A 20,305-nucleotide genomic window follows, 5' to 3' on the forward strand; every position below is an offset into this window, starting at 1 on the left:
CCGCACGCTGGTATTTTCCCAGAGAGTTGGAACAAACTCGCCCGTCGCCGGCAAGCCATCGATGCACGCGTCGTAGCGAAACCAAGCATTTGGCCGGCCCCCTTCTCAGAGCCGGCCAATGATATATCGGCTCGTGGACACGCCATTCGGAACGCTAGCACCAGCGGCAGCGGCCCCACGATGCGCAGCAACCCGCGCATGATACGGCGCATCCCACAACACCAACGGCACAACCCGCACATCGGCAACCGACGCCACACCGGCAGCCTCGGCATCCCCGACAGCCTCCGCATCCGCGGCAACCGCCGCATCCGCGCCAGGCCACCTGCACACGGCCAGCCGCATCTTCCTTGTCGAAGAGATGGAACGTGGCGAGGCTGACGTCGGCCATTTCCTCTTCACCGAGCGTGATTGCGTCACCCGGTACAAAGTTCGGCATGTGTTGTACGTCGGGTGTCGGAACGGCCGATGCCGCTGCGCCGCCCGCCAGCGAGAACGTCAACCCTGCGGCTCCGAATGCCGGTACGGCGACTTTGGTAACTCGCTTCTTCCTTTTAGAAGATTGCTTCGCCTGCCGCATGGTCAAACCTCCGAGCATTGCAAGAAGTATCCCAGCCGCGGTAATTCTACGCCCGGGAAATTGGGCAAGCAAGAATGACGCGCACAAAAAACATGATGGCGCACGTTCAGGATGTAGTCATCTTCATGAACGGAATCGGCACACCCCGTTGACACAGGGCATCGGCAATCCACCGACCTTGCGCGCAGCGAGTGCGACTTGGTGCAGTGCCGCAATCGCATCCAGGTTTGAACGGAGAGATCGGCATGGCGGATCAACTCGGACGTTTCGCTTGGTACGAATTGCTGACCACGGACGTCGCGGCGGCGGGCGCATTCTATCGCAAGGTCGTCGGCTGGGGCGTGAAGGATGAATCGACTCCGGAACTGCCTTACACGGTGCTTCGTAGCCGCGGCACCCCGCTGGGCGGCCTTATGGATATCCCGGAAGAGGGGCGGAGATCAGGCGCAACGCCGAGATGGATGGGTTACGTCGCTGTCGACGACCTGGACGGGACTGCCGCGCAGATCAGGCGTCTCGAAGGCACGATCTTTGTGCCGCCGACCGACACCAATATTGGCCGAATAGCAGTCGCTGCCGATCCGCAGAAAGCGACGTTCGGGCTGATCGAGAAACCGACATATGGCCGATGGAAACCGGGCCGGCTGGACGAGCCGGGGCGCGTAGGCTGGCATGAGCTATTGGCTGCCGACCGGACCGTGATCTTCGATTTCTACAGAGAACTATTTGGTTGGCAGAAGGCCGACGCTCAAACCGATCCAGCGGACTGGTATCAATTGTTTTCGGCGGGGGGGCAAACGGTCGGCGGCATGCTGACGAAATTCTCGAGCGTAGCGCAGCCATGTTGGCTGCATTACTTCAATGTCGACGACATCGGCGCTGCGACGAAGCATGTGAATGCGGGTGGAGGCCGGATCCTCCAGGGTCCGATCGAATTGCCTGATGGCTGCTGGATCGCACGATGTGTGGATCCCCAAGGCGCCCTGTTTGCACTGCAGGGTGCCCGGGGTCATGCAGGCATCGAGCCATCCTCGGCCTCGGAAGTCGGGTGGTCCGCCAAGTGGGGCGGCATTGCCTCCCAGGGGAGAATTGTGCTGCCCAAGCCGAAGCGCTAGCGACTGCAGCGTCCCTCCGGCGCTGGCGCGACCCTGCAATAACCCGCGCCGGGAGCAGGGGAGGCCTGCGCGGGGCCGATCCGGGCCGTTTCGGGGCAAGTTCCCGTTGCGCGCGCCCAGCCCGTGCGCTATCCGGCCGGAAAGGCCTGAGGCGGCTTCCATTTTTCCGCCCGGCTGACCCAACCGAGGACGGAAACCGCCATGCCAGCCTATCGCTCCCGCACCACCACCCACGGCCGCAACATGGCGGGCGCCCGCGGCCTCTGGCGCGCGACGGGCATGAAGGATGCCGATTTCGGCAAGCCGATCATCGCGGTCGTCAACTCCTTCACCCAGTTCGTGCCCGGCCACGTCCACCTCAAGGACCTCGGCCAGCTCGTCGCCCGCGAGATCGAGCAGGCCGGCGGCGTCGCCAAGGAATTCAACACCATCGCGGTCGATGACGGCATCGCCATGGGCCATGACGGCATGCTCTACAGCCTGCCGTCGCGCGAGCTGATCGCCGACAGCGTCGAGTACATGGCCAACGCCCATTGCGCCGACGGTCTCGTCTGCATCTCCAATTGCGACAAGATCACGCCCGGGATGCTGATGGCCGCGCTGCGGCTCAACATCCCCGCCGTGTTCGTCTCGGGCGGACCGATGGAGGCCGGCAAGGTCAAGCTCCAGGGCAAGACCAAGGCCATCGACCTCATCGACGCCATGGTGGCCGCGGCCGACTCCGAGGTCAGCGACGAAGACGTCAAGGTGATCGAGCGCTCGGCGTGCCCGACCTGCGGCTCCTGCTCGGGCATGTTTACCGCGAACTCGATGAACTGCCTCACCGAGGCGCTCGGCCTCGCGCTGCCCGGCAACGGCACCGTGGTCGCCACCCATGCCGACCGCAAGCGCCTGTTCGTCGAGGCCGGCCACACCATCGTCGATCTCGTCCGCCGCTATTACGAGCAGGACGATGCCTCCGTGCTGCCGCGCAACGTCGCCAACTTCAAGGCGTTCGAGAACGCGATGACGCTGGACATCGCCATGGGCGGCTCGACCAACACCGTGCTGCATCTGCTGGCGGCGGCCCATGAAGGGCAGGTCGAGTTCACCATGCAGGACATTGACCGGCTGTCGCGCCGCGTGCCCGTGCTCTGCAAGGTCGCGCCGTCGGTCGCCGACGTCCATGTCGAGGACGTGCATCGCGCCGGCGGCATCATGGGCATTCTGGGTGAGCTCGATCGCGCCGGCCTGATCGACACCTCGGTGTCGACCGTGCATGCGCCGACCATGAACGACGCGCTGGAGCGCTGGGACATCAAGCGCTCCAAGAGCGAGTCTGTCCGCACGTTCTTCCGCGCTTCGCCCGGCGGCATTCCGACCCAGGTCGCCTTCAGCCAGGAGCGCCGTTACGACGAGCTCGATAGCGATCGCGAGAAGGGTGTGGTCCGCAGCCTCGAGCATGCCTTCAGCAAGGATGGCGGTCTCGCCGTGCTCTACGGCAACCTCGCGCAGGACGGCTGCATCGTGAAGACCGCCGGCGTCGATGCCTCGATCCTGAAGTTCTCCGGCCCCGCGCGCGTGTTCGAGAGCCAGGACGCCGCAGTGGAAGGCATCCTGGGCGGCAAGGTCGTCGCCGGCGAGATCGTGGTCATCATCTACGAAGGTCCGCGCGGCGGCCCCGGCATGCAGGAGATGCTGTATCCGACGAGCTATCTGAAATCGATGGGCCTCGGCAAAGCCTGCGCGCTCGTCACTGACGGCCGCTTCTCCGGCGGCTCGTCTGGCCTGTCGATCGGCCATTTGTCGCCGGAAGCGGCCGAAGGCGGCAACATCGGGCTCGTGCGAACCGGCGACCGCATCGCCATCGACATCCCGAACCGCAGCATCACGCTGGAGGTCTCCGACGAGGAGCTCGCCAAGCGTCGTGCCGCGGAAGAGGCGAAGGGCGACGCCGCCTGGCAGGCGACGGGCCGCAAGCGCAACGTCTCGACCGCGTTGCAAGCTTACGCTGCGCTCACCACCAGCGCCGCGCGCGGCGCGGTGCGTGAGGTGAAGCGTCGCTCGAAGTAAGCGCGGCACCGTCCGCGCCTCGCGCGCATGGTCAACAAGCTCTGAACGGCCGGCGAAAGCCGGCCGTTCGCATTAAGGATGCTCGACGAAGTTCGGCAGCTCGGCATGTTGCAGCGTATATTGCTCGCGACCTTCGCAAATCCATTTTGGGCAACTGGGGCTCCACCACAATGTCTCGTACTCTCGCTGTCGTTTTCTCAACGGTCGTCGCCGCGATTTCCATGACGAGCGCGGCCTCCGCCGGCTGCTACAATTGCTACGCGCCGCCGCCGTGCCAGACCTGCTACCAGCAGCAATACGTGCAGCCGCAATACCGCACCGTCGACGAGACCGTGATGGTTTCTCCCGGCGCGACCGTCGCGCACCGCACGCCGGCGCAGTACCGCACCGTGATGGTGCCGCAGACCGTGATGGTTGCGCCGCCGAGCGTCCAGTACGAACGCATCCCGCCGCAATACGCCACGCGCCAGCGCGTCGAGATGGTTTCGCCCGGGTATTCCTATTACGCGCCAGTGCAGATGGGCTGCGCGTCCTGCGGCTACTGAGCCAACGCAGCTACAAAGAGTCTCGCGCGGCGCTCCCTTTGGGGGCGCCGTTTTCTTTTGTGGCAGCAAACGAGGCCCGGAAATGGAGGCGAATCCAACCGGGCCTCGCAACCAGCGACGCCCTGGGAGGTGTCGCCAGTGTCCGGGATTGCTGAGAAGGCTGCGTGTGTCGGCAGCCGACATGTTGCGAAGCTAGAGGAACAGGCTGACGCTCGCCTGACAGATCGCGTGCGGCGGAAAATTCAGGCCTGGGCTGAGGGCGAGCGCCTGCAGGTGCCTGTACCAACGGACGGTGGCGCGACGCGCCGCCGCCATTTCTCTCGATGCTGGAGCTCTCGTGCCGGCCGCGTATTAGGTCAGATTCAATGCCATGTGAACTACACCGGGTTCGCGGATCGTTGTGGGCTTGAAGCCGAACTTGTTGAAGACGCGGAGCATCGCTGCGTTCTCCGGTAGTACTTCGGCGATCAGCTCCGTCAATCCGGCCTCACGGGCGATAGCGATCAGATGGCGCGTGAGCAGCCCGCCAACGCCACGTCCCTGCCAGGCATCGATCACGACGAAAGCCGTCTCGGCCCGTCCAGGCTCGAACATGATATAGCGGCCACCGCCGATGATCGTGCTGCGGCCTTCGTCTTTCGTACACGCGACGAGCGCCACATGGTTCCTAAAATCGGGTTCCATGAAGAAAGCGCGCTCCCGTTCGGAAAAGTGGCGTTTCGGCACAAAGAACCGGCGTTGGAGCGATTGAGCGCTTGTCTCCTCGAGCGCGGCGAGCATGTCGGACTCGTCCTCGGGACGAAGCGCCCGGATATCGACCAATCGTCCGTCGCGTAGTCTCTCCTGGCGGCTATAATTTGCGGCATCCGGCACTTAAGTTCTCCCGCGGCCCGATTGCGGCGCGCCCCAGCGGGGCAGTTGGTCGATCCCGATTGACGCGAACACCGTTGCTAACCGTTGACCTAAATCAACGTCAGCCACCGCCGACCATTTTGAATGACCTCGCGCGATGACGAGGTCGAACATGGCGATCAAAGACTTGAACATGGCGATCAAAGACTTAAAGCTGCCTGATGGCCCGATGTCGGGGCTGGTCGCCTCGGCCGTGGAATACATGGTCGATGCGGGACAGCGCAGCGTCCTGTTCCTCGACATCATGCGCCAGCGCGGCGACCAGTATCGCGAGCACGTCGCCCAGACCGCTCCGCATGTCCTGCAATATGCCGCTGAATTAATCACGGACGGCCGGAAGCTGGACGAGCCCGTCAACTACGCGCTGGTGCGCATCATTCCGCCGAAGGATGTTGAGATCGACATGAGCCGGCGTCCGTTCGTCGTGGTCGATCCGCGCGCCGGCCATGGACCCGGCATCGGCGGCTTCAAGGCCGATAGCGAGATCGGCGTCGCCATGAAGGCGGGGCATCCCTGCTACTTCATCGGCTTCCTTCCGGAGCCGATGCCCGGGCAGACCATCGAACGCATTGCGCGCGCGGAAGCCATCTTTATCGAGACAGTCATCAGCCGTCATCCGGACGCCGACGGAAAGCCCTGCGTGATCGGCAATTGTCAGGCCGGTTGGGCCGTCATGATCCTGGCGTCGCTGCGGCCGGAATTATTCGGGCCGCTGATCATCGCCGGTGCGCCGCTGGCCTACTGGGCAGGCGTGCATGGCAAATACCCAATGCGTTATTCCGGCGGTCTGCTGGGCGGAAGCTGGCTCACGGCGCTCACGAGCGATCTCGGCGCCGGCAAGTTCGACGGCGCCTGGCTGGTGCAGAATTTCGAGAACCAGAACCCGTCGAATACGCTCTGGACCAAGCAGTACAACGTCTACTCCAAGGTCGATAGCGAGGCGGAACGCTATCTCGATTTCGAGCGCTGGTGGGGCGGACACGTCAATCTCAATGCCGAGGAAATCCAGTTCATCGTCGACGAGCTCTTCATCGGCAACAATCTCGCAGCCGGCAAGATCGAGATGTCCGACGGCGGCAAGGTCGACTTGCGCAACATTCGCTCGCCGATCGTGGTGTTCTGCTCCAAGGGCGACAATGTCACCCCGCCGCAGCAGGCGTTGGACTGGATCCTCGACTGCTACGCCGACGTCGACGAGATCAGAGCCTATGGCCAGACCATTGTCTATACCGTTCACGAGAGTATCGGTCATCTCGGCATCTTCGTATCCGGGGGTGTGGCGAAGAAGGAGCATGCTGAGTTCTCCAGCAACATCGACCTGATCGACGTGCTGCCGCCAGGACTCTACGAGGCCACGTTCGAGGCCCGTGGCAACGAAACGCTCAATGCGGATCTTGCGGCAGGCCAGTGGGTGATGCGGTGCGAGGCCCGCACGCTGGATGATATCCGCGCGATGGGCGGAAATTCGCCCGAGGACGAGCGGCGCTTTGCTGCGGCCAAGCGTGTCTCGGAGCTCAATCTCGCTGCTTATCGGAAATTCATGCGGCCGTGGGTGAAGGGCATGGTGACGCCCCAACTCGCGGAATGGGCCCGCAACATGCATCCGCTGCGGCTGCAATACGAGGCGTTCAGCAGCCAGAACCCTTGGATGTCCACGGTCAAGTCGGCGGCCGATCGTGTCGAGACGAACCGCAAGCCGGTTTCAAAGGACAATCCATTCCTGGCATTTCAGGAACAGATGTCGAAGCAGATCGTCCACGCGCTGGATAGCTGGCGCGACACGCAGGAGGCGGTGAGCGAGATCGTCTTCCTCAACCTCTACGGCTCGCCGTTGCTCCAGGCCGCGGTCGGCGTCGACCCCAATTCGGTGCCCTCGCGCCGCCGGGAGATGTCGCCGGAGCATCGCGCCATGCTCGCGGCGCGGATCGCCGAGCTTAAATCGCACATCGGTGAGGGCGGGCTCCGCGAAGCGGCCCTCCGCGCGCTGCTCTATGTTGGCTCCGCACGCGGCATGGTGGATGAGCGCAGCATCGAGGCGTTGCGGCAGGTTCGGCGTGACCATACCGGCGCCCGCATGACGCTGTCGGAATTCAAGAAGCTGGTGCGTGAGCAGTTCTTCATACTGCTTCTTGATCGCGAAGGTGCTCTCGCCGCGATCCCGAAATTGTTGCCCGACGACACCAACCAGCGGCGTGCGGCCTTCTCGGCGATGTGCGAGGTGCTGTCGGCGAGTGCGGACATCACCGGCGAGCGGGCCAATCGCCTGAAGCGCGTCGCCGCGCTTTTTGGTCTGGACGGAGAGGGGGAGTTGACATCGAACGTCGCCCCATTCGATCCCAAGGCACGGGCGTCGTAACGCGGATTGGCAGGATCGGGAGTGACATCATGTCGGCCGACACGACGCAAACCCAGCCCGGTAGCAAGTACGACCGCTTAATCGCGGCGGCGAAGGGTGCGCCGCCAACGCCGACCATCGTGGTGCATCCTTGCGACGAGACCTCGCTGCGCGGCGCCGTCGATAGCGCAAGCGCTGGCATTATCCGGCCAGTGCTCGTCGGGCCCGAGCGGAAGATCAGGGATACTGCCGCCCGGTGCGATCTCGATGTGTCCGGTTTCGAGATCGTTGATGCCGCGCACAGCGACGAATCTGCGGCCAAGGGCGTCGAGCTCATCCATGCCGCCAAAGGCGAGCTGTTGATGAAGGGCAGTCTGCACACCGACGAATTGATGCGCGCCGTCACGGCCAAGACCGGTGGCTTACGCACCGACCGACGTATCAGCCATGTCTTCGTGATGGATGTGCCTGCCTATGCAGAGACCATCTTCGTGACGGATGCGGCGATCAACATCTTCCCCGATCTCGACGCCAAACGCGACATCATTCAGAACGCGATCGACCTCTACAACCAGGCAGGGTTCGGCAAGAAGCCGCGGGTGGCGATTCTGTCTGCCGTCGAGACCGTGACCTCGAAAATCCCCTCGACCATCGAAGCCGCGGCCCTATGCAAGATGGCCGATCGCGGCCAGATCACCGGCGGCATCCTCGACGGCCCGCTGGCTTTCGACAATGCCATCGATCTGGAAGCTGCGCGGATCAAGGGCATCACATCCGAGGTCGCCGGCCGCGCCCAGATCCTAATGGTTCCGGACCTCGAGTCCGGCAACATGCTCGCCAAGAACCTCGCCTATTTCGCCAAGGCCGATGGCGCCGGCATCGTGCTCGGTGCGCGCGTGCCCGTCGTGCTGACCTCGCGCGCGGATTCGCCACGTTCGCGGATGGCGTCCTGTGCGGTCGCCGCGCTCTATGCTCATGCCCGGCGCCAGAAGGCGCCGACGGTTGCCGCGTGATCGCCATGGATACGATCCTCGTCGTCAATGCCGGCTCGTCCAGTGTGAAGTTTCAGGTCTATGCGATCGAAGGCGACGGTGCGCTTCGTCGTCAGATCAAGGGACAGATGGACGGTATCGGCAGCCGACCGCGTCTGCGGGCAAGTGGCCCGAGCGGCGATCCGATGGCCGATCGGGCCTATCCGATCGAGGCTGTGCCTGATGTTCCGGCGGCGATGGCCGTTGCCGGCGACTGGCTGCGGGACGAACTTCGCGTCACCCCGATCGCGGTCGGTCACCGGGTCGTGCATGGTGGGCCGGACTATTCGCGGCCGGTACTGATCGACCACGGCGTCGTGTCCCGTCTCGAACGATTTGTGACCCTGGCGCCGTTGCACCAGCCCCACAATCTGGCGCCGATCCGTTCGCTGCTGGCGAACTTCCCGACGCTGCCACAGGTTGCCTGCTTCGACACCGCATTTCACCGCACGCATGATGCCGTTGCCGACCACTATGCTATTCCGCATCAACTTCATGCCGAGGGTGTCAGGCGCTATGGCTTTCATGGGCTGTCCTACGAATATATCGCCCGGACGCTGCCGCGCCTGGCGCCCGATATCGCGAAGCGGCGGGTGATCGTTGCCCATCTCGGCAGCGGCGCGTCGATGTGCGCGCTCAAGGACGGGCGCAGCGTCGAGAGCACCATGGGTTTCACAGCGCTCGATGGTCTGCCGATGGGAACGCGTCCAGGGCAGATTGATCCCGGGGTCGTGATCTACCTTATCTCCGAGAAAGGGATGTCGGCCTCAAATGTGCAGAACTTCCTTTATCGCGACTGCGGATTGAAGGGGCTCTCCGGCGTCAGCAATGACATGCGCGAGTTGGAGGCAAGCGCCGACCCCAAGGCGAAGCTCGCGGTCGACTATTTCGTCTACCGGATCGGTCTCAGCGCCGGCATGCTCGCGGCCGCCTTGCAGGGCCTCGACGCCTTCGTCTTCACGGCCGGGATCGGCGAGAATTCGGCGAACATTCGCGCGCGCGTGGTCGAGCAGCTCGGATGGCTCGGCGGCACGCTCGATCCCGTCGAGAACGCGCGCAATTCCAGGCTGATCTCGCGTTCCGACAGCCGCATCCCCGTCTACGTCGTGCCAACCGACGAAGAACTGATGATCGCACAGCATACGCTGTCGCTGTTGATGAACGGACAATCGACTAATCCAAGGCAAGAGAGGGTGTCATGATCCCCGTGTTCCCGGATGCAAAGGTTGCCCTGAAGGGCAAGAAGGGCCTCGTCGTCGGCATCGCGAACGACCAGTCCATCGCCTGGGGGTGCGCGAGGGCATTTCGTGCGCTTGGGGCCGATCTGGCCGTCACCTACCTCAACGATCGCGCCAAGAAACACGTCGAGCCGCTCGCGCAGGCGCTGGAAGCGCCGATCTTCATGCCGCTGGACGTGATGACGGAGGGGCAGACCGAGGCGGTGTTCGAGCGGATTACGAAGGAATGGGGACAGCTCGATTTCCTGCTGCATTCGATCGCCTTCTCGCCGAAGGAGGCGCTCCATGGCCGCGTGGTAGACGTCGGCCGCGATGGCTTCCTCAAGACGATGGACGTCTCTTGCTGGTCATTCCTGCGCATGGCGCATCTCGCCGAGCCGCTGATGAAGAACGGCGGCACGATGTTCACCATGACCTATTATGGAAGCCAGATGGTGGTGGAGAACTACAATATCATGGGCGTGGCGAAAGCGGCGCTTGAAGCGGCCGTCCGCTACGCGGCCGCCGAACTTGGCCCAAGGGGGATCCGCGTGCACGCGATCTCGCCCGGCCCGCTCGCCACGCGCGCGGCGTCGGGTATCCCGGAGTTCGACGAGCTCATGGACAAGGCGCAGTCAAAAGCGCCGGCGCGCAGCCTGGTCAGCATCGACGACGTCGGCAATGCCACCGCGTTCCTGGCGCTCGATGGCGCCAAGCTGATCACCGGGGGCGTTCTCTATATCGATGGCGGGTATCACATCATCGACTGAGCGCACTCAGCGATAGTGCAGGGCGATCAGCTCGGCGACGCAAGCGGGCTTCTTGCCGCCCTCGATCTCGATCACGAGATGATAGTTGACGCGCAAGCCGTCTGGCGGCACGTCCTCGGTCTCAGCGACCGTGACCCTACCGCGGAGCTTTGAGCCCGCCGGCACCGGCGCCAGATACCGGATGCGATCCGCGCCATAATTCAGCGTGTTGCGCAGCCCTTTCAAGCCCATCACCGATCGAATGAACAGTGGAGCAAGCGAGAGCGACAGCAGGCCGTGAGCGATGGTGGTGCCGCCGGGCGCTTCCTTCCTGGCGCGGTCCTGGTCGACATGGATCCATTGCTCGTCACAGGTTGCTTCGGCGAATTTATTGATCCGATCCTGGGTCACTTCGATCCAGTCGCTCGCGCCGATCTCGGTGCCGACCGCGGATTTGATCTCGTTGAAGTCACTGAATATCCACATGGTCGTGACCTCGTCAGATCGCCATTTCAGGGATGTTGTCAGGAACGTCCAATTCGGCCTCTGTCACCGCCATAACCTCGCCAACGCTGACACCTGGAGCGGTCTCGAGCAGCGTCGCCTTGCCGTCCGCAAAACCGATAACCGCCATGTCGGTCACGACCAGATGTACCGGGCGCGCCGAGGTCAGAGGCAAGTTGCATGTCTTGACGATCTTCGACTTGCCCTTCGCGGCATGTTGCATGGCGACGATGACCCGTTTGGCGCCGCTGACGAGGTCCATCGCTCCGCCCATGCCGGGGACCATCTTGCCCGGGATCATCCAGTTGGCGAGAAGCCCATGCGCATCGACCTGGAGGCCGCCGAGCACGGTGACGTCGACATGGCCGCCGCGGATCAGTCCGAACGACATCGCGCTGTCGAAGGTCGCCGCCCCCGGCAGCGCGCTGATAGGGCGGCCGCCGGCGTCTGTCAGTGTCGGATGCGCCAGGCCTTGTTCGGGAATCGGCCCGGTGCCGATCAGTCCGTTCTCCGACTGAAAGAAGACTTTCAAATCGGCCGGAACGTAATTCGCGACCAAGGTTGGAATGCCGATGCCGAGATTGACGAGGTTTCCGCTCTTCAACTCCCTGGCGACGCGTCGGGCGATGATGATCTGCGGGTCCATGATCTCACCCGTTGGTAATGAGGTAATCGACGAGCGGCGCCGGGGTCACGACGTGATCGGGCGCGATGACACCAACGGGCACGATGTTCTCTGCAGTGACGATGACCGTGTCGGCGGCCATCGCCATGACCGGGTTGAAGTTGCGGGAGGTCAGTGCGTAAGCGAGATTGCCGAAATAGTCGGCGAGAAACGCGTGAACCAGCGCGTACTGCGCCCGCAATGCCGTCTCCAGCAGGAACGGCTTGCCATCCACCTCGATCTGACGCTTGCCCTCGGCAACCAGCGTTCCGACGCCCGTCGGCGTCAGCACGCCGCCGAGGCCGCATCCGCCTGCGCGGATGCGTTCGACGAAGGTGCCTTGCGGCACGAGATCGACGGCGATCTGGTTCGCGAGCATCTGCTGCTGCGCTTTCGGATTGAGGCCGATATGCGTTGCCGTCAGCCTTGAGACCAGCGTTGCGTCGAACAGCTTGCCGACGCCTTTGCCGGGGGTGGCTGCGTCATTGCAGATCAGAGACAGGCCGGTCTTGTTCTGCCGCACGAGTTCGTCAAGCAGGCGCTCCGGGGATCCGACGCCCATGAAGCCGCCGACCATGACGCTCGCACCGGCCGGGATCATCGCAACGGCTTCTTCGACGGAAACGGCCTTCATGGGCGGAACTCCGGTCGGCAGGCGCAGGTGAATACTGGATCGATGTTGGGGGCGGGCAGACTCTCGGCTTTGATCTGCGTCAAGGTTGCCGGGTCATTCGCGCAGGCCAACGCCGACGCCTGCAAGGGTCTCGTGCCAGAGCCTGCGTACCTCGGCGTGCCGCCGTTCGAGCGTCGCGCTGATGGCATCCCGGAAAGGTAAGAGGTCCGGGCCCTTCAGGAACAGGATCTGCGCCTGCAACAGCCGGCCGCTTTCGAACTCGATGCGGCGCAGCGCCATCACGAAGGGATCGTTCGCGTTCGCTTCCGTCGGCAGCAGGGCCGCCGGCCGGATCCCGGCATGAACTGCATGCGCGAGCGTCGCGAGGTGAATGGTCTGCGCGCGGGCGTGATCCGCGATGCCTTCGATCGGGGCGGGGAGCCAGGCCATCTCCCAGGATGCCGCCATGGGGCCCAGCGCGAGGTCCGGGACCCAGGCGGTCGCGCGCACGAGAAGCGAGACGATCTCGCTCTCGCGATAGAACTGCGCGTTCAATTCGGTCTGCCAGGCGGCATCGAATCTCGCGGGCAGGGCGACCGCGAATTGCCGTGCCAGCGCACCATGCGCAGAAACCAGGAACGCGGCGACCCGCGTCTGCTGGCGCGGCGGCACGCGCCCGTCGGCTTGCAGCGGTCCGAAGAACGCGCTCATGTTGCTGGCCTCTGCACCGGGATCGCGCGCAGATGGTCATAGCCGGCGGGAAACGGCGAAAAGTCTCCGCCAGCATCTTCCGGCGCGATCAGGACCTGCTTGTTGCCCTGCCAGCGGCCAGCCAACACGTCCTCGGCGAAGCGCGCCAGCAGGTCGGCTGTTAATGCAGCCTTTTCGAGCGTGAAGGCGTGATAGGCCCTCGGGATGATGACGAGCGCACTGTCGGGAATTTCCACACGCAACGTCTCGTGCAGCGCCCGCGGCGTGAGGAAGTCGAACTCGCCGTTCAGGATCATGGTCGGGACGGATATCGAGGAGAGCTGCGGCGTCAGCGGCTTGAAGTCGAGGAAGGACTCCATCAGGTTCTGAAGGGCGTAGACGTCGTTGACCAGCCAACCCTGCCGCTTGACGCTGTCGAGTTTGTCCAGCAGCGGCTTCAGCCACTGGTCGGACAAGTTCATCGGCAGCAACAGATCCTGGAGATAGCCGGTGCCACCCAGAATGAGGCCGGTGCGCAAGGCGTTGCCGATCAATAGCAGTTGTGGCGAAAGCTCGGAAAAGCAGCTCATCGGCACAAGGCCCGACAGCCGCGCGCCATGCTCGATGGCATAGCGCAGCGCGATCAAGCCACCGAAACTGATGCCACTGAGGAAGACCGGACCGTCTCCAAGTTCGCCGATCAGGCGATGCAGCACCGCGATGTGGTCGTCCTGATCGATGAACAGCGCGGGCTTATCGGAGACGCCCTGGCCGAGCAGGTCGAACGTAGCGACCCGGAACCGACGTGCGATCAGCGTGTCGCGATACGTGCCCCAAAGCTCGGAATACTGCGTGAGACCGTTGACGAGCACATAGGCAGGCGCATTCGCCGGTCCGTCGAGCTCATAGCGGATACGATATGAGCCATGACTGAGGAAAGGCATTGCGGGGACCGGCCAGCGTGACGATGACTACGATCCTCAACGCAGGCCTGAGGATTCCATTGAGCTAAATCAAACCTCAGGAGGAGGTCCAGCCTAGCGTTCGCGCAAAATACCGCCAGGAGGGAGTTCGTCATGAACGGGAGAAGCGCACTCAAGCGTTGCTTCGTCAGCCTGATCCTGTTGCTGGTCGGCACCGCGCTCGCGGTCGCCCAGCCGTTCACGCGACGCTCGTCGCAGATGCAGCATGACGGGCTCAAAAAGACCTATGAGATCGCGAACTTCCGGCTTGGCGGCAAGTACGACCTGGCCAATCCCTCCAAATGGGAGAATGGCGGCGAGGGCGGCGTGACGCTGGAATCGCTCGGGGCAGGCAAGCTGCGTACCGGATACATCGCGGTCGGCAACGCGCGGCGCAATGCCGTCGGTGAGATCACCAACGCGGTCGTGATCAATTCCTATTATTCCGGCGATTCCACCGATATGTACGAACAGTGGGTCAAGGGCGCGGCCCTGTCGGGCGGCGTCCCGATCATCGGCCCCGGACGGCCGATCGACACCGACCGCTACTACGTCATCATGGTCGACCCGCTGGGCACGTGGGGCGCAAGCAAACCGTCCGACGGCCTCGGCATCAAGTTTCCGCAGTACAGCTACTACGACATGGTGCAGGCGAACTACCGCCTGCTGCGCGACGAGTTGAAGGTGGCGCGCGTCGCGCTTGTCACGGGCGTCTCCATGGGCGGCACCCAGACCTACGTGTGGGGGGTCATGCATCCCGAATATATCGGCGCCCTGATGCCGATCGGCGGCACCACGCAGTCGGACGGTGAAGACCCCGTCGGCAACTGGACCTTCCAGATGATGACGGCCGCGATCGAGGGCGATCCGGTTTGGCAGGCGACCAAGGGTGACTACTACAATCTGCCCAAGGAGAAGCACCCTATGCCGGGTGTGGCGTTCGGCTGGTCGATCCTGGGCATGACGGGCTACGACTTCGGCTTCCGCACGACCCAGAACTGGGCCGCGGTCCAGCCCGAGATATTCTACTGGGATCCGCCGAACGAGAAGGCCGGTCTGAGCGTCACCAACCGTGCCAAGCTCTATGACGCAGTCGACCTCGTCTGGCGCAACCGGGTCGGCGAGACCCATAACGTCAATCCCTATCTCGGCCGCATCCAGGCGCGCACACTGGTGATGCACATCACCAACGATCTCTGGCTGAACTTCAAGCTGGCCCAGAAGGCCGTCGATCGCGTGCCAGGCGCGGACCTGATCGCGCAAGAGAGCCCGGTCGCCCATTACGGCGTGTTCCCGATCATCAACCAGCGAAAGAACGATCCGAAGTTCGTCGCTTTCATGGATGACGTCGCGGCTCTCGATCGCGCGGGGATGTTCGTCGACAAGAATTATCGCGTACCGGGCGTCGCCGAAAACATCGATCCGGGAAAGTCCTTCTGGAAGGACTTCGTGACCTATCCCTATCCGGTCAAATACGCCAACACCAAGGACAAGATCGGCAACACCTGGCAGATTGGTTACATGGATGAGTATGCCGGCACCGACAAGGATCCCAAGGTCCTCGTCATCATCCACGGCAAGGGCGCATTCGGCGGGCACTACGGCAACATCATGCAATATGCGCTGCGGAGCGGCTTGCGTGTGATCGTGCCGGACTTGCCGAACTACGGCATGTCCGGGCCCGGTAATCTCGATAGGAGCCCGGCGCGCACCATGCAGGATATGCGCGAGGTCATCTACGACCTCGTCGTAAATCAGCTTGGCGTCAAGAAAGCCTATTATCTCGGCCACTCGCTGGGCGGTCAGTTCGTCACGGGGTATGCCCTGACCTGGCCGGATGCGGTGCAGGGCCTTGCGCTCGAAGCACCATCCGGACTCGAGGAATACCCGCGCGACATTACGATCGCGAAAGACAAGAAGGCACCTCTGTTCCAACCGGGACTCGGTCGCGACTTCGACAAGTGGAAGCAGATCTGGGACCAGACCGGCATCCTGGCGGCGGAGAAGGCCCGCGACGAGCAGAGCATTCGTGACTTCTTCTACTTCAGGAAGCGCGACCCCGACACCGGCGTGGTGTCGGCGGCGAAGAGCGGCTACTTCTTCAGCGACAGCGAATATGCGCGCTTCCATACCGAGCAGCGGGTCGGGCTTACCAAGGGCAACCCCAAGGAGCTCGAACAGTGGTGCAACGTCTTCATCTTCGACATCTACACGATCGGGGCCGAGCTCCAGCAGGATGATCCGAAGAACCTTTACGAGCGGGTCGCCCAGATCAAGGCGCCGATCTTCCTCGCTTTCGGTGACAAGGAGCCGTTCATCCCGACGCCCGCTTTCAACGGGCTGACCGATCTCGGACGCGACGTCATCACGCCGTTCATGACGCGCATGACCAATGCGGGCAACCGGCCGATGCTGAAAATCTATCCGGAGACCGGGCACTTCATCCATACCGATAATCCGGTGGAATATTCAGCAGACGTCGTCGACTTCGTGACCAAGGGACGGGTCGACACCTCGTCGCCGCTCGGCACCGATCGCATGATCAAGGGCGCAGTGGCATCGGCGATTCCGGTGGCTCCGACGCCGCCCGGCGCAGCCCCCACGGCAGGATTGAACAAATAGGATGGTCTGATGCCGCGGGTGCAGGCCGGTGAGATACAGCTCGGCTGGCGGGAGTGGGGGCAGGGCGACGTCACCGTCGTCTTCATCCATGGCAATCTCGCCAGCAAGGACTGGATCGAGCTGGCTGCGCCCTTGTTTCCAACGGGCCTGCGCGTCATCGCCATTGACTGGCGCGGCTGCGGGGACAGCGACCGGCCGAAAGCTGCCGCCGATTATTCGAACTACTCGATGCAGCAGCATGCCGAGGACATGCTGGCAGCACTCGATATGCTCGACATCGGCTATTGCCATCTCGCGACGCATTCGACTGGCGGCATCATCGCCGCCCGCATGCTCTTGATGCAGCCGCAGCGTTTCGGGCGCGTGTTCGCACTCGATCCGGTGACGCCGCTCGGCATGGCTTTCAATGCCGACCAGATCGGCCTGTTTCGGGCGATGATGGCGAGCAAGGACCTGACACGAACGATCATGGCGACCGCGGCGTCCTCGCTATTCGTGCCCGAGAGCATGGCGCCGAACGCCGTGCCTCGATTTCGAGAGGGATTGAAGGACATCCAGGCGTTGTTCGACCGCATCATCGAGCAGACCTTTGGCGTCTCCGAGGGCATCTGGATCGGAACGCCGGTCAACCTGACGAAGGAAAGAGAGAGCAGAGAGCTCGAGCGCCGCATGCCGGAGCTGAAGCATCCGCATCTGGTGCTATGGGGCGAATGGGACGGCTGGATTCAGCCAGCCGATCTTCGCGCCATGGCCGATGCGATGCCGGATTGCCGTCTCGTGATCGTGCCTCGCATCGGACACTCGATGAATCTCGAAGTACCGGCGCTCTACGCCGGCTATTTCGGCGCCTGGTTCGGCGGAATTACCGTGTAACCGCTAACGCCTGAAGGGAGAAACGTCATGCCAGAGATCAATCTATCCGCAGAGAACGTCCGTGCGGCGCTGACCGAGGCACTTGGCCGCCTGCGCAAGGCCAACGCCGACTATTTCGAGATGCTGGAGAAGGGGATCAGTTCGTCGCCACTGCCGATCGCGAACCATGCGAAGGAGTTTTGCAGTTTCATGCAGCGCAATGTCACAGCGACCCTGGACCTCAGCGACAAGCTGATCCACGCCAAGGACGCACAGGACGCGCTCAAGCTTCAAGCCGATTTCTTCCAGGACCAGATGCGGGCCCTGACCGACCAGACCAAGACCATGGGTGAGGCGGCGATGAAGGCGGCTGGCGGCATGTTCGGTCCGAAGAGCTGAGACAGCAACCACGGTACTGACGGGCGCGGTAGCGTCAGAAAGGTCTGGTATGGCCGAGACCAACAAGCTTTCTGTCGAAAAGGCACTCCAGAAGTTGCTTCGCGACGAACCCTTGGAAACGGCGAGCGAGCAACGAGACGAAAAAGCCGAGGCGCTCAGGGACGAGATCAAGCGCATGCGCGCGCAGCGATCGCGTCTTGAGCGATCACCCGGCAAGGGCAAGTGAGATCCGGTTTCATCGGATGATGCCTCGGTTCTTCGTCGGCATGCCGGTTCGTGTCGTCAACAGCTGGTCGGTGGCCGAGCTGTTCGAGGTTCTGCGCAACGCGTTCGACCATCTGGCCGATTTCAAAGCGCCCGGCTTCACATGGCCGTAAGCCGAAGAGAGCGGGCGCAGCATGCGTGATATCGCCACATCGGGGCTCGTTGCCGATTTCCTGTTCGGCTTCGGCGCGCTGTTCGCGATCATCAATCCCTACGGACTGGCCTTCATCTTCCTCGACAAGACGAGAGGTCTTTCTGAAGACGAGCGCGCGAGCCTTGCGCTGCGGGTTGCCGGATATGCCTTCGTGGTCCTCTTGGTGTCGCTGTTTCTGGGCAGCCAGATCCTTCGGCGTGACAATCCCGGCGCTCCGGATTGCCGGTGGCCTCGTGGTCGCAGCGACAGGCTGGTCCATGCTCCACGCGCCCTCGGGCTCGGCCGGACCTCACGAGGTCTCGGCCCCCGATCATACGACCATGAAGCGCATGGCCTTCTTTCCTCTTACAATTCCGCTGACGACCGGGCCGGGAACGATCGCGACAGCCATCGCGATCGGGATCAGCCGGACCAGCAGCCTCGATGCGATGTTCCAGTCATCGATCGTTTCGCTCCTGGTGGCGTTCGCCGTGACTGCAGCAATCTACCACGCCTACCGGAAATCGAGCGCAATGGCGCGCCTGTTCGGCGAGGAGGGCACCAGCGTGGTGACGAAGCTGTCAGCATTCCTGCTGCTCTGCATCGGCGTGCAGATCATCCTCACCGGCGCATCCGAGGTCGCGCGGTCCATATTGCACAGCGCTCCGCGCGCCATTCAATAGGTGCTCTCGAGATGGCAAGAATACCGGCGAATTGCGAAGTCCAGTTCTCTGGCGCAAGTCATTGATTTTGCGGGGGACTTCGAAGAACTGCGAACAGAGGACAGCGATATAACATATTGGCGGAAGGGGTGTCCGGTCAACCTTGCTGCGATTACTTGCATATTCTGTCTGCGTCGCGAGCAATCTACGGTCCTAACCACGGCTAGTTTAGCGGCCTCTCGACCGTAGTTTTCGGCCAGCTCCACGTAGCTCGCCGCGCTCGAGGGGCAGGCTGCTTTCGCCCATCAGGGCGCGGCGGACGCTCCACTCGAAGACGCGACCGGCTCGCGAATAGCTCGATCGGCTCGAGTGCGCTGCGGATAGCGGAAGCACTCACGGAGTTCGCGCCAATACAGTCACCGTCGCCAATCCGATTTTCTTGCTTATCCGCTGTCAGTGCTTCGGCGGCGATAACGAGGGACGCGGCAACGCCCCGGGCATTCCTCGTGCGTCGGCCGCATTGCAAAACAGATTCGAAGAGCGGATTGTCTCCCGACATGCTAGCGGACGATGGCGCTAAACGACCCACTGACACGAGGAGGCGGTCAACGCGCTTGATCCGATTGCTAATGATGAGGCTTCGCCTAGGCGTCTCGGGGGCTACGACCGGATCTTCGGACCACGGCGGCTCACTTCGCTGCGGGGAGGGGCGACGTGGACCGGCGATCAATCAGGAGCTTTCTGAGCCGTCAGGTAGCGGGCGGAGTTCCTTGCGGTATTTCGCAATCGATCATCGAACGGGTGTTGCAAGCGTTCTTATCTGGGATTGTCTTGCGTCCACATTCTAGCCGGCGTAGAATTAAAAATAGCTTAGGCTAACAGGGGGTTCGCCCATGGTTAGTGACACTCCAAGCGCCGCGCCAATCAAAGAAAACGCACTGATAAGCAAGCTCCTCGCCAACGGCGGCGCTACGGCGACAGTGCTTTGGGGCTACATCGGCCCATCGTCGCGAGAAGGTTTTGTTACAGTCCACCCAAGCCTTCGCGACCTTTCGGTGACCATTGAGATTGCGGAGGGCGATATCATCTATGTCGCCGACATACCGGAATCGATTTTTCCATTCGATGCCAAGGCTGTGTGGATCAGGAGCGAGGCATCAATCTCGCACCGTCTACAGGAGACCGCCGAGTCGGTAAGAAGCCACAGGGTTGAGGGAAGCGCCGGTGCGTTCAGCGGCGCCGACGCAAGGGCTGGGATGGTGGACGTAACCAAGGGGCGCTTGCAGATGCGGGTGGCTGACTGGCGACAGGCTGCGGAGGACTGTAAAAGCCCGTGCTCCTCCACCTGCTACACCCCATGCGGCGTCTGCAAATCGATATGCAAGGTAAAGGTGTAGAACGAGA

Annotated in this window: 19 protein-coding genes and 1 pseudogene; 14 read left to right on the plus strand and 6 right to left on the minus strand. The window is 62.8% G+C overall.

The window, feature by feature from the left end:
* The first annotated feature begins 825 nt into the window (after positions 1 to 825).
* The 3 genes from AC5ZFO_RS39600 (at position 826) to AC5ZFO_RS39610 (ending at position 4,292) form a co-directional block, all read left to right on the plus strand.
* A complete protein-coding gene (locus AC5ZFO_RS39600; protein WP_282519138.1) occupies positions 826 to 1,695 on the plus strand; it encodes a VOC family protein in 870 nt (289 codons plus the stop codon).
* Positions 1,696 to 1,896: 201 nt separating this feature from the next.
* Positions 1,897 to 3,747: a dihydroxy-acid dehydratase gene (gene ilvD, locus AC5ZFO_RS39605; protein WP_496123537.1), complete on the plus strand. Its 1,851-nt coding sequence runs from the start codon at positions 1,897 to 1,899 to the stop codon at positions 3,745 to 3,747.
* A gap of 221 nt (positions 3,748 to 3,968) precedes the next feature.
* The gene (locus AC5ZFO_RS39610; RefSeq protein ID WP_014495230.1) at positions 3,969 to 4,292 is read left to right on the plus strand and encodes a hypothetical protein; all 324 of its coding nucleotides are present in this window, start codon (positions 3,969 to 3,971) and stop codon (positions 4,290 to 4,292) included.
* Positions 4,293 to 4,643: 351 nt separating this feature from the next.
* Here AC5ZFO_RS39610 and AC5ZFO_RS39615 read toward each other — a convergent pair whose 3' ends face one another.
* Positions 4,644 to 5,165: a GNAT family N-acetyltransferase gene (locus AC5ZFO_RS39615; RefSeq protein WP_282519140.1), complete on the minus strand. Its 522-nt coding sequence runs from the start codon at positions 5,163 to 5,165 to the stop codon at positions 4,644 to 4,646.
* A gap of 172 nt (positions 5,166 to 5,337) precedes the next feature.
* On the opposite strand from AC5ZFO_RS39615, the gene AC5ZFO_RS39620 reads away from it, so the two are divergent.
* From AC5ZFO_RS39620 to fabI, 4 genes are read left to right on the plus strand one after another with little or no spacing between them, the layout of a single operon-like run.
* Complete coding sequence (locus AC5ZFO_RS39620; protein ID WP_282519580.1) at positions 5,338 to 7,560, plus strand: DUF3141 domain-containing protein; 2,223 nt, start codon at positions 5,338 to 5,340, stop codon at positions 7,558 to 7,560.
* A 29-nt stretch (positions 7,561 to 7,589) separates the two neighbouring features.
* On the plus strand, positions 7,590 to 8,552 hold the full coding sequence (locus AC5ZFO_RS39625; RefSeq protein ID WP_282519141.1) for a phosphate acetyltransferase: 963 nt from the start codon (positions 7,590 to 7,592) through the stop codon (positions 8,550 to 8,552).
* Between the two features lie 5 nt (positions 8,553 to 8,557).
* Entirely contained in the window at positions 8,558 to 9,772 is a 1,215-nt protein-coding gene (locus tag AC5ZFO_RS39630) for an acetate/propionate family kinase (RefSeq protein WP_282519142.1), read from the plus strand.
* The gene (gene fabI / locus AC5ZFO_RS39635; RefSeq protein ID WP_282519143.1) at positions 9,769 to 10,557 is read left to right on the plus strand and encodes an enoyl-ACP reductase FabI; all 789 of its coding nucleotides are present in this window, start codon (positions 9,769 to 9,771) and stop codon (positions 10,555 to 10,557) included. The genes AC5ZFO_RS39630 and fabI overlap by 4 nt, the downstream gene beginning before the upstream one ends.
* A gap of 6 nt (positions 10,558 to 10,563) precedes the next feature.
* Here fabI and AC5ZFO_RS39640 read toward each other — a convergent pair whose 3' ends face one another.
* From AC5ZFO_RS39640 to AC5ZFO_RS39660, 5 genes are all read right to left on the minus strand, one after another.
* Entirely contained in the window at positions 10,564 to 11,022 is a 459-nt protein-coding gene (locus AC5ZFO_RS39640; RefSeq protein WP_282519144.1) for a MaoC family dehydratase, read from the minus strand.
* Positions 11,023 to 11,035: 13 nt separating this feature from the next.
* A complete protein-coding gene (locus AC5ZFO_RS39645; RefSeq protein WP_282519145.1) occupies positions 11,036 to 11,686 on the minus strand; it encodes a 3-oxoacid CoA-transferase subunit B in 651 nt (216 codons plus the stop codon).
* Positions 11,687 to 11,690: 4 nt separating this feature from the next.
* Entirely contained in the window at positions 11,691 to 12,338 is a 648-nt protein-coding gene (locus AC5ZFO_RS39650) for a CoA transferase subunit A (RefSeq protein ID WP_282519146.1), read from the minus strand.
* A gap of 93 nt (positions 12,339 to 12,431) precedes the next feature.
* Positions 12,432 to 13,028 (minus strand): hypothetical protein, encoded by a 597-nt coding sequence (locus tag AC5ZFO_RS39655; protein WP_282519147.1) that lies wholly within the window; start codon positions 13,026 to 13,028, stop codon positions 12,432 to 12,434.
* Positions 13,025 to 13,951, minus strand: coding sequence for an alpha/beta fold hydrolase (locus AC5ZFO_RS39660; RefSeq protein ID WP_282519148.1), 927 nt, complete (start codon positions 13,949 to 13,951; stop codon positions 13,025 to 13,027). The genes AC5ZFO_RS39655 and AC5ZFO_RS39660 overlap by 4 nt, the downstream gene beginning before the upstream one ends.
* A gap of 132 nt (positions 13,952 to 14,083) precedes the next feature.
* Between AC5ZFO_RS39660 and AC5ZFO_RS39665 the strand changes: the two genes are divergently transcribed.
* The 7 genes and pseudogenes from AC5ZFO_RS39665 to AC5ZFO_RS39695 all read left to right on the plus strand — a co-directional run bounded on the left by AC5ZFO_RS39665 (position 14,084) and on the right by AC5ZFO_RS39695 (position 20,298).
* Positions 14,084 to 16,591: an alpha/beta hydrolase gene (locus AC5ZFO_RS39665; protein WP_282519149.1), complete on the plus strand. Its 2,508-nt coding sequence runs from the start codon at positions 14,084 to 14,086 to the stop codon at positions 16,589 to 16,591.
* A gap of 9 nt (positions 16,592 to 16,600) precedes the next feature.
* The gene (locus AC5ZFO_RS39670; RefSeq protein ID WP_282519150.1) at positions 16,601 to 17,464 is read left to right on the plus strand and encodes an alpha/beta fold hydrolase; all 864 of its coding nucleotides are present in this window, start codon (positions 16,601 to 16,603) and stop codon (positions 17,462 to 17,464) included.
* A 27-nt stretch (positions 17,465 to 17,491) separates the two neighbouring features.
* The gene (locus AC5ZFO_RS39675; protein ID WP_282519151.1) at positions 17,492 to 17,842 is read left to right on the plus strand and encodes a phasin; all 351 of its coding nucleotides are present in this window, start codon (positions 17,492 to 17,494) and stop codon (positions 17,840 to 17,842) included.
* Between the two features lie 49 nt (positions 17,843 to 17,891).
* Entirely contained in the window at positions 17,892 to 18,068 is a 177-nt protein-coding gene (locus AC5ZFO_RS39680) for a hypothetical protein (protein WP_282519152.1), read from the plus strand.
* Positions 18,069 to 18,084: 16 nt separating this feature from the next.
* Positions 18,085 to 18,219 carry a hypothetical protein gene (locus AC5ZFO_RS39685; RefSeq protein WP_282519153.1) on the plus strand — a complete coding sequence of 45 codons (135 nt, stop codon included), beginning with the start codon at positions 18,085 to 18,087 and terminating at the stop codon, positions 18,217 to 18,219.
* Positions 18,220 to 18,240: 21 nt separating this feature from the next.
* Positions 18,241 to 18,922: pseudogene (locus AC5ZFO_RS39690) on the plus strand (MarC family protein).
* 872 nt (positions 18,923 to 19,794) lie between these two features.
* Positions 19,795 to 20,298, plus strand: a complete 504-nt coding sequence (locus AC5ZFO_RS39695) for a hypothetical protein (protein ID WP_282519155.1) — start codon at positions 19,795 to 19,797, stop codon at positions 20,296 to 20,298.
* Positions 20,299 to 20,305 lie beyond the last annotated feature (7 nt).

It is taken from the genome of Bradyrhizobium sp. Unk1 (assembly GCF_059512345.1).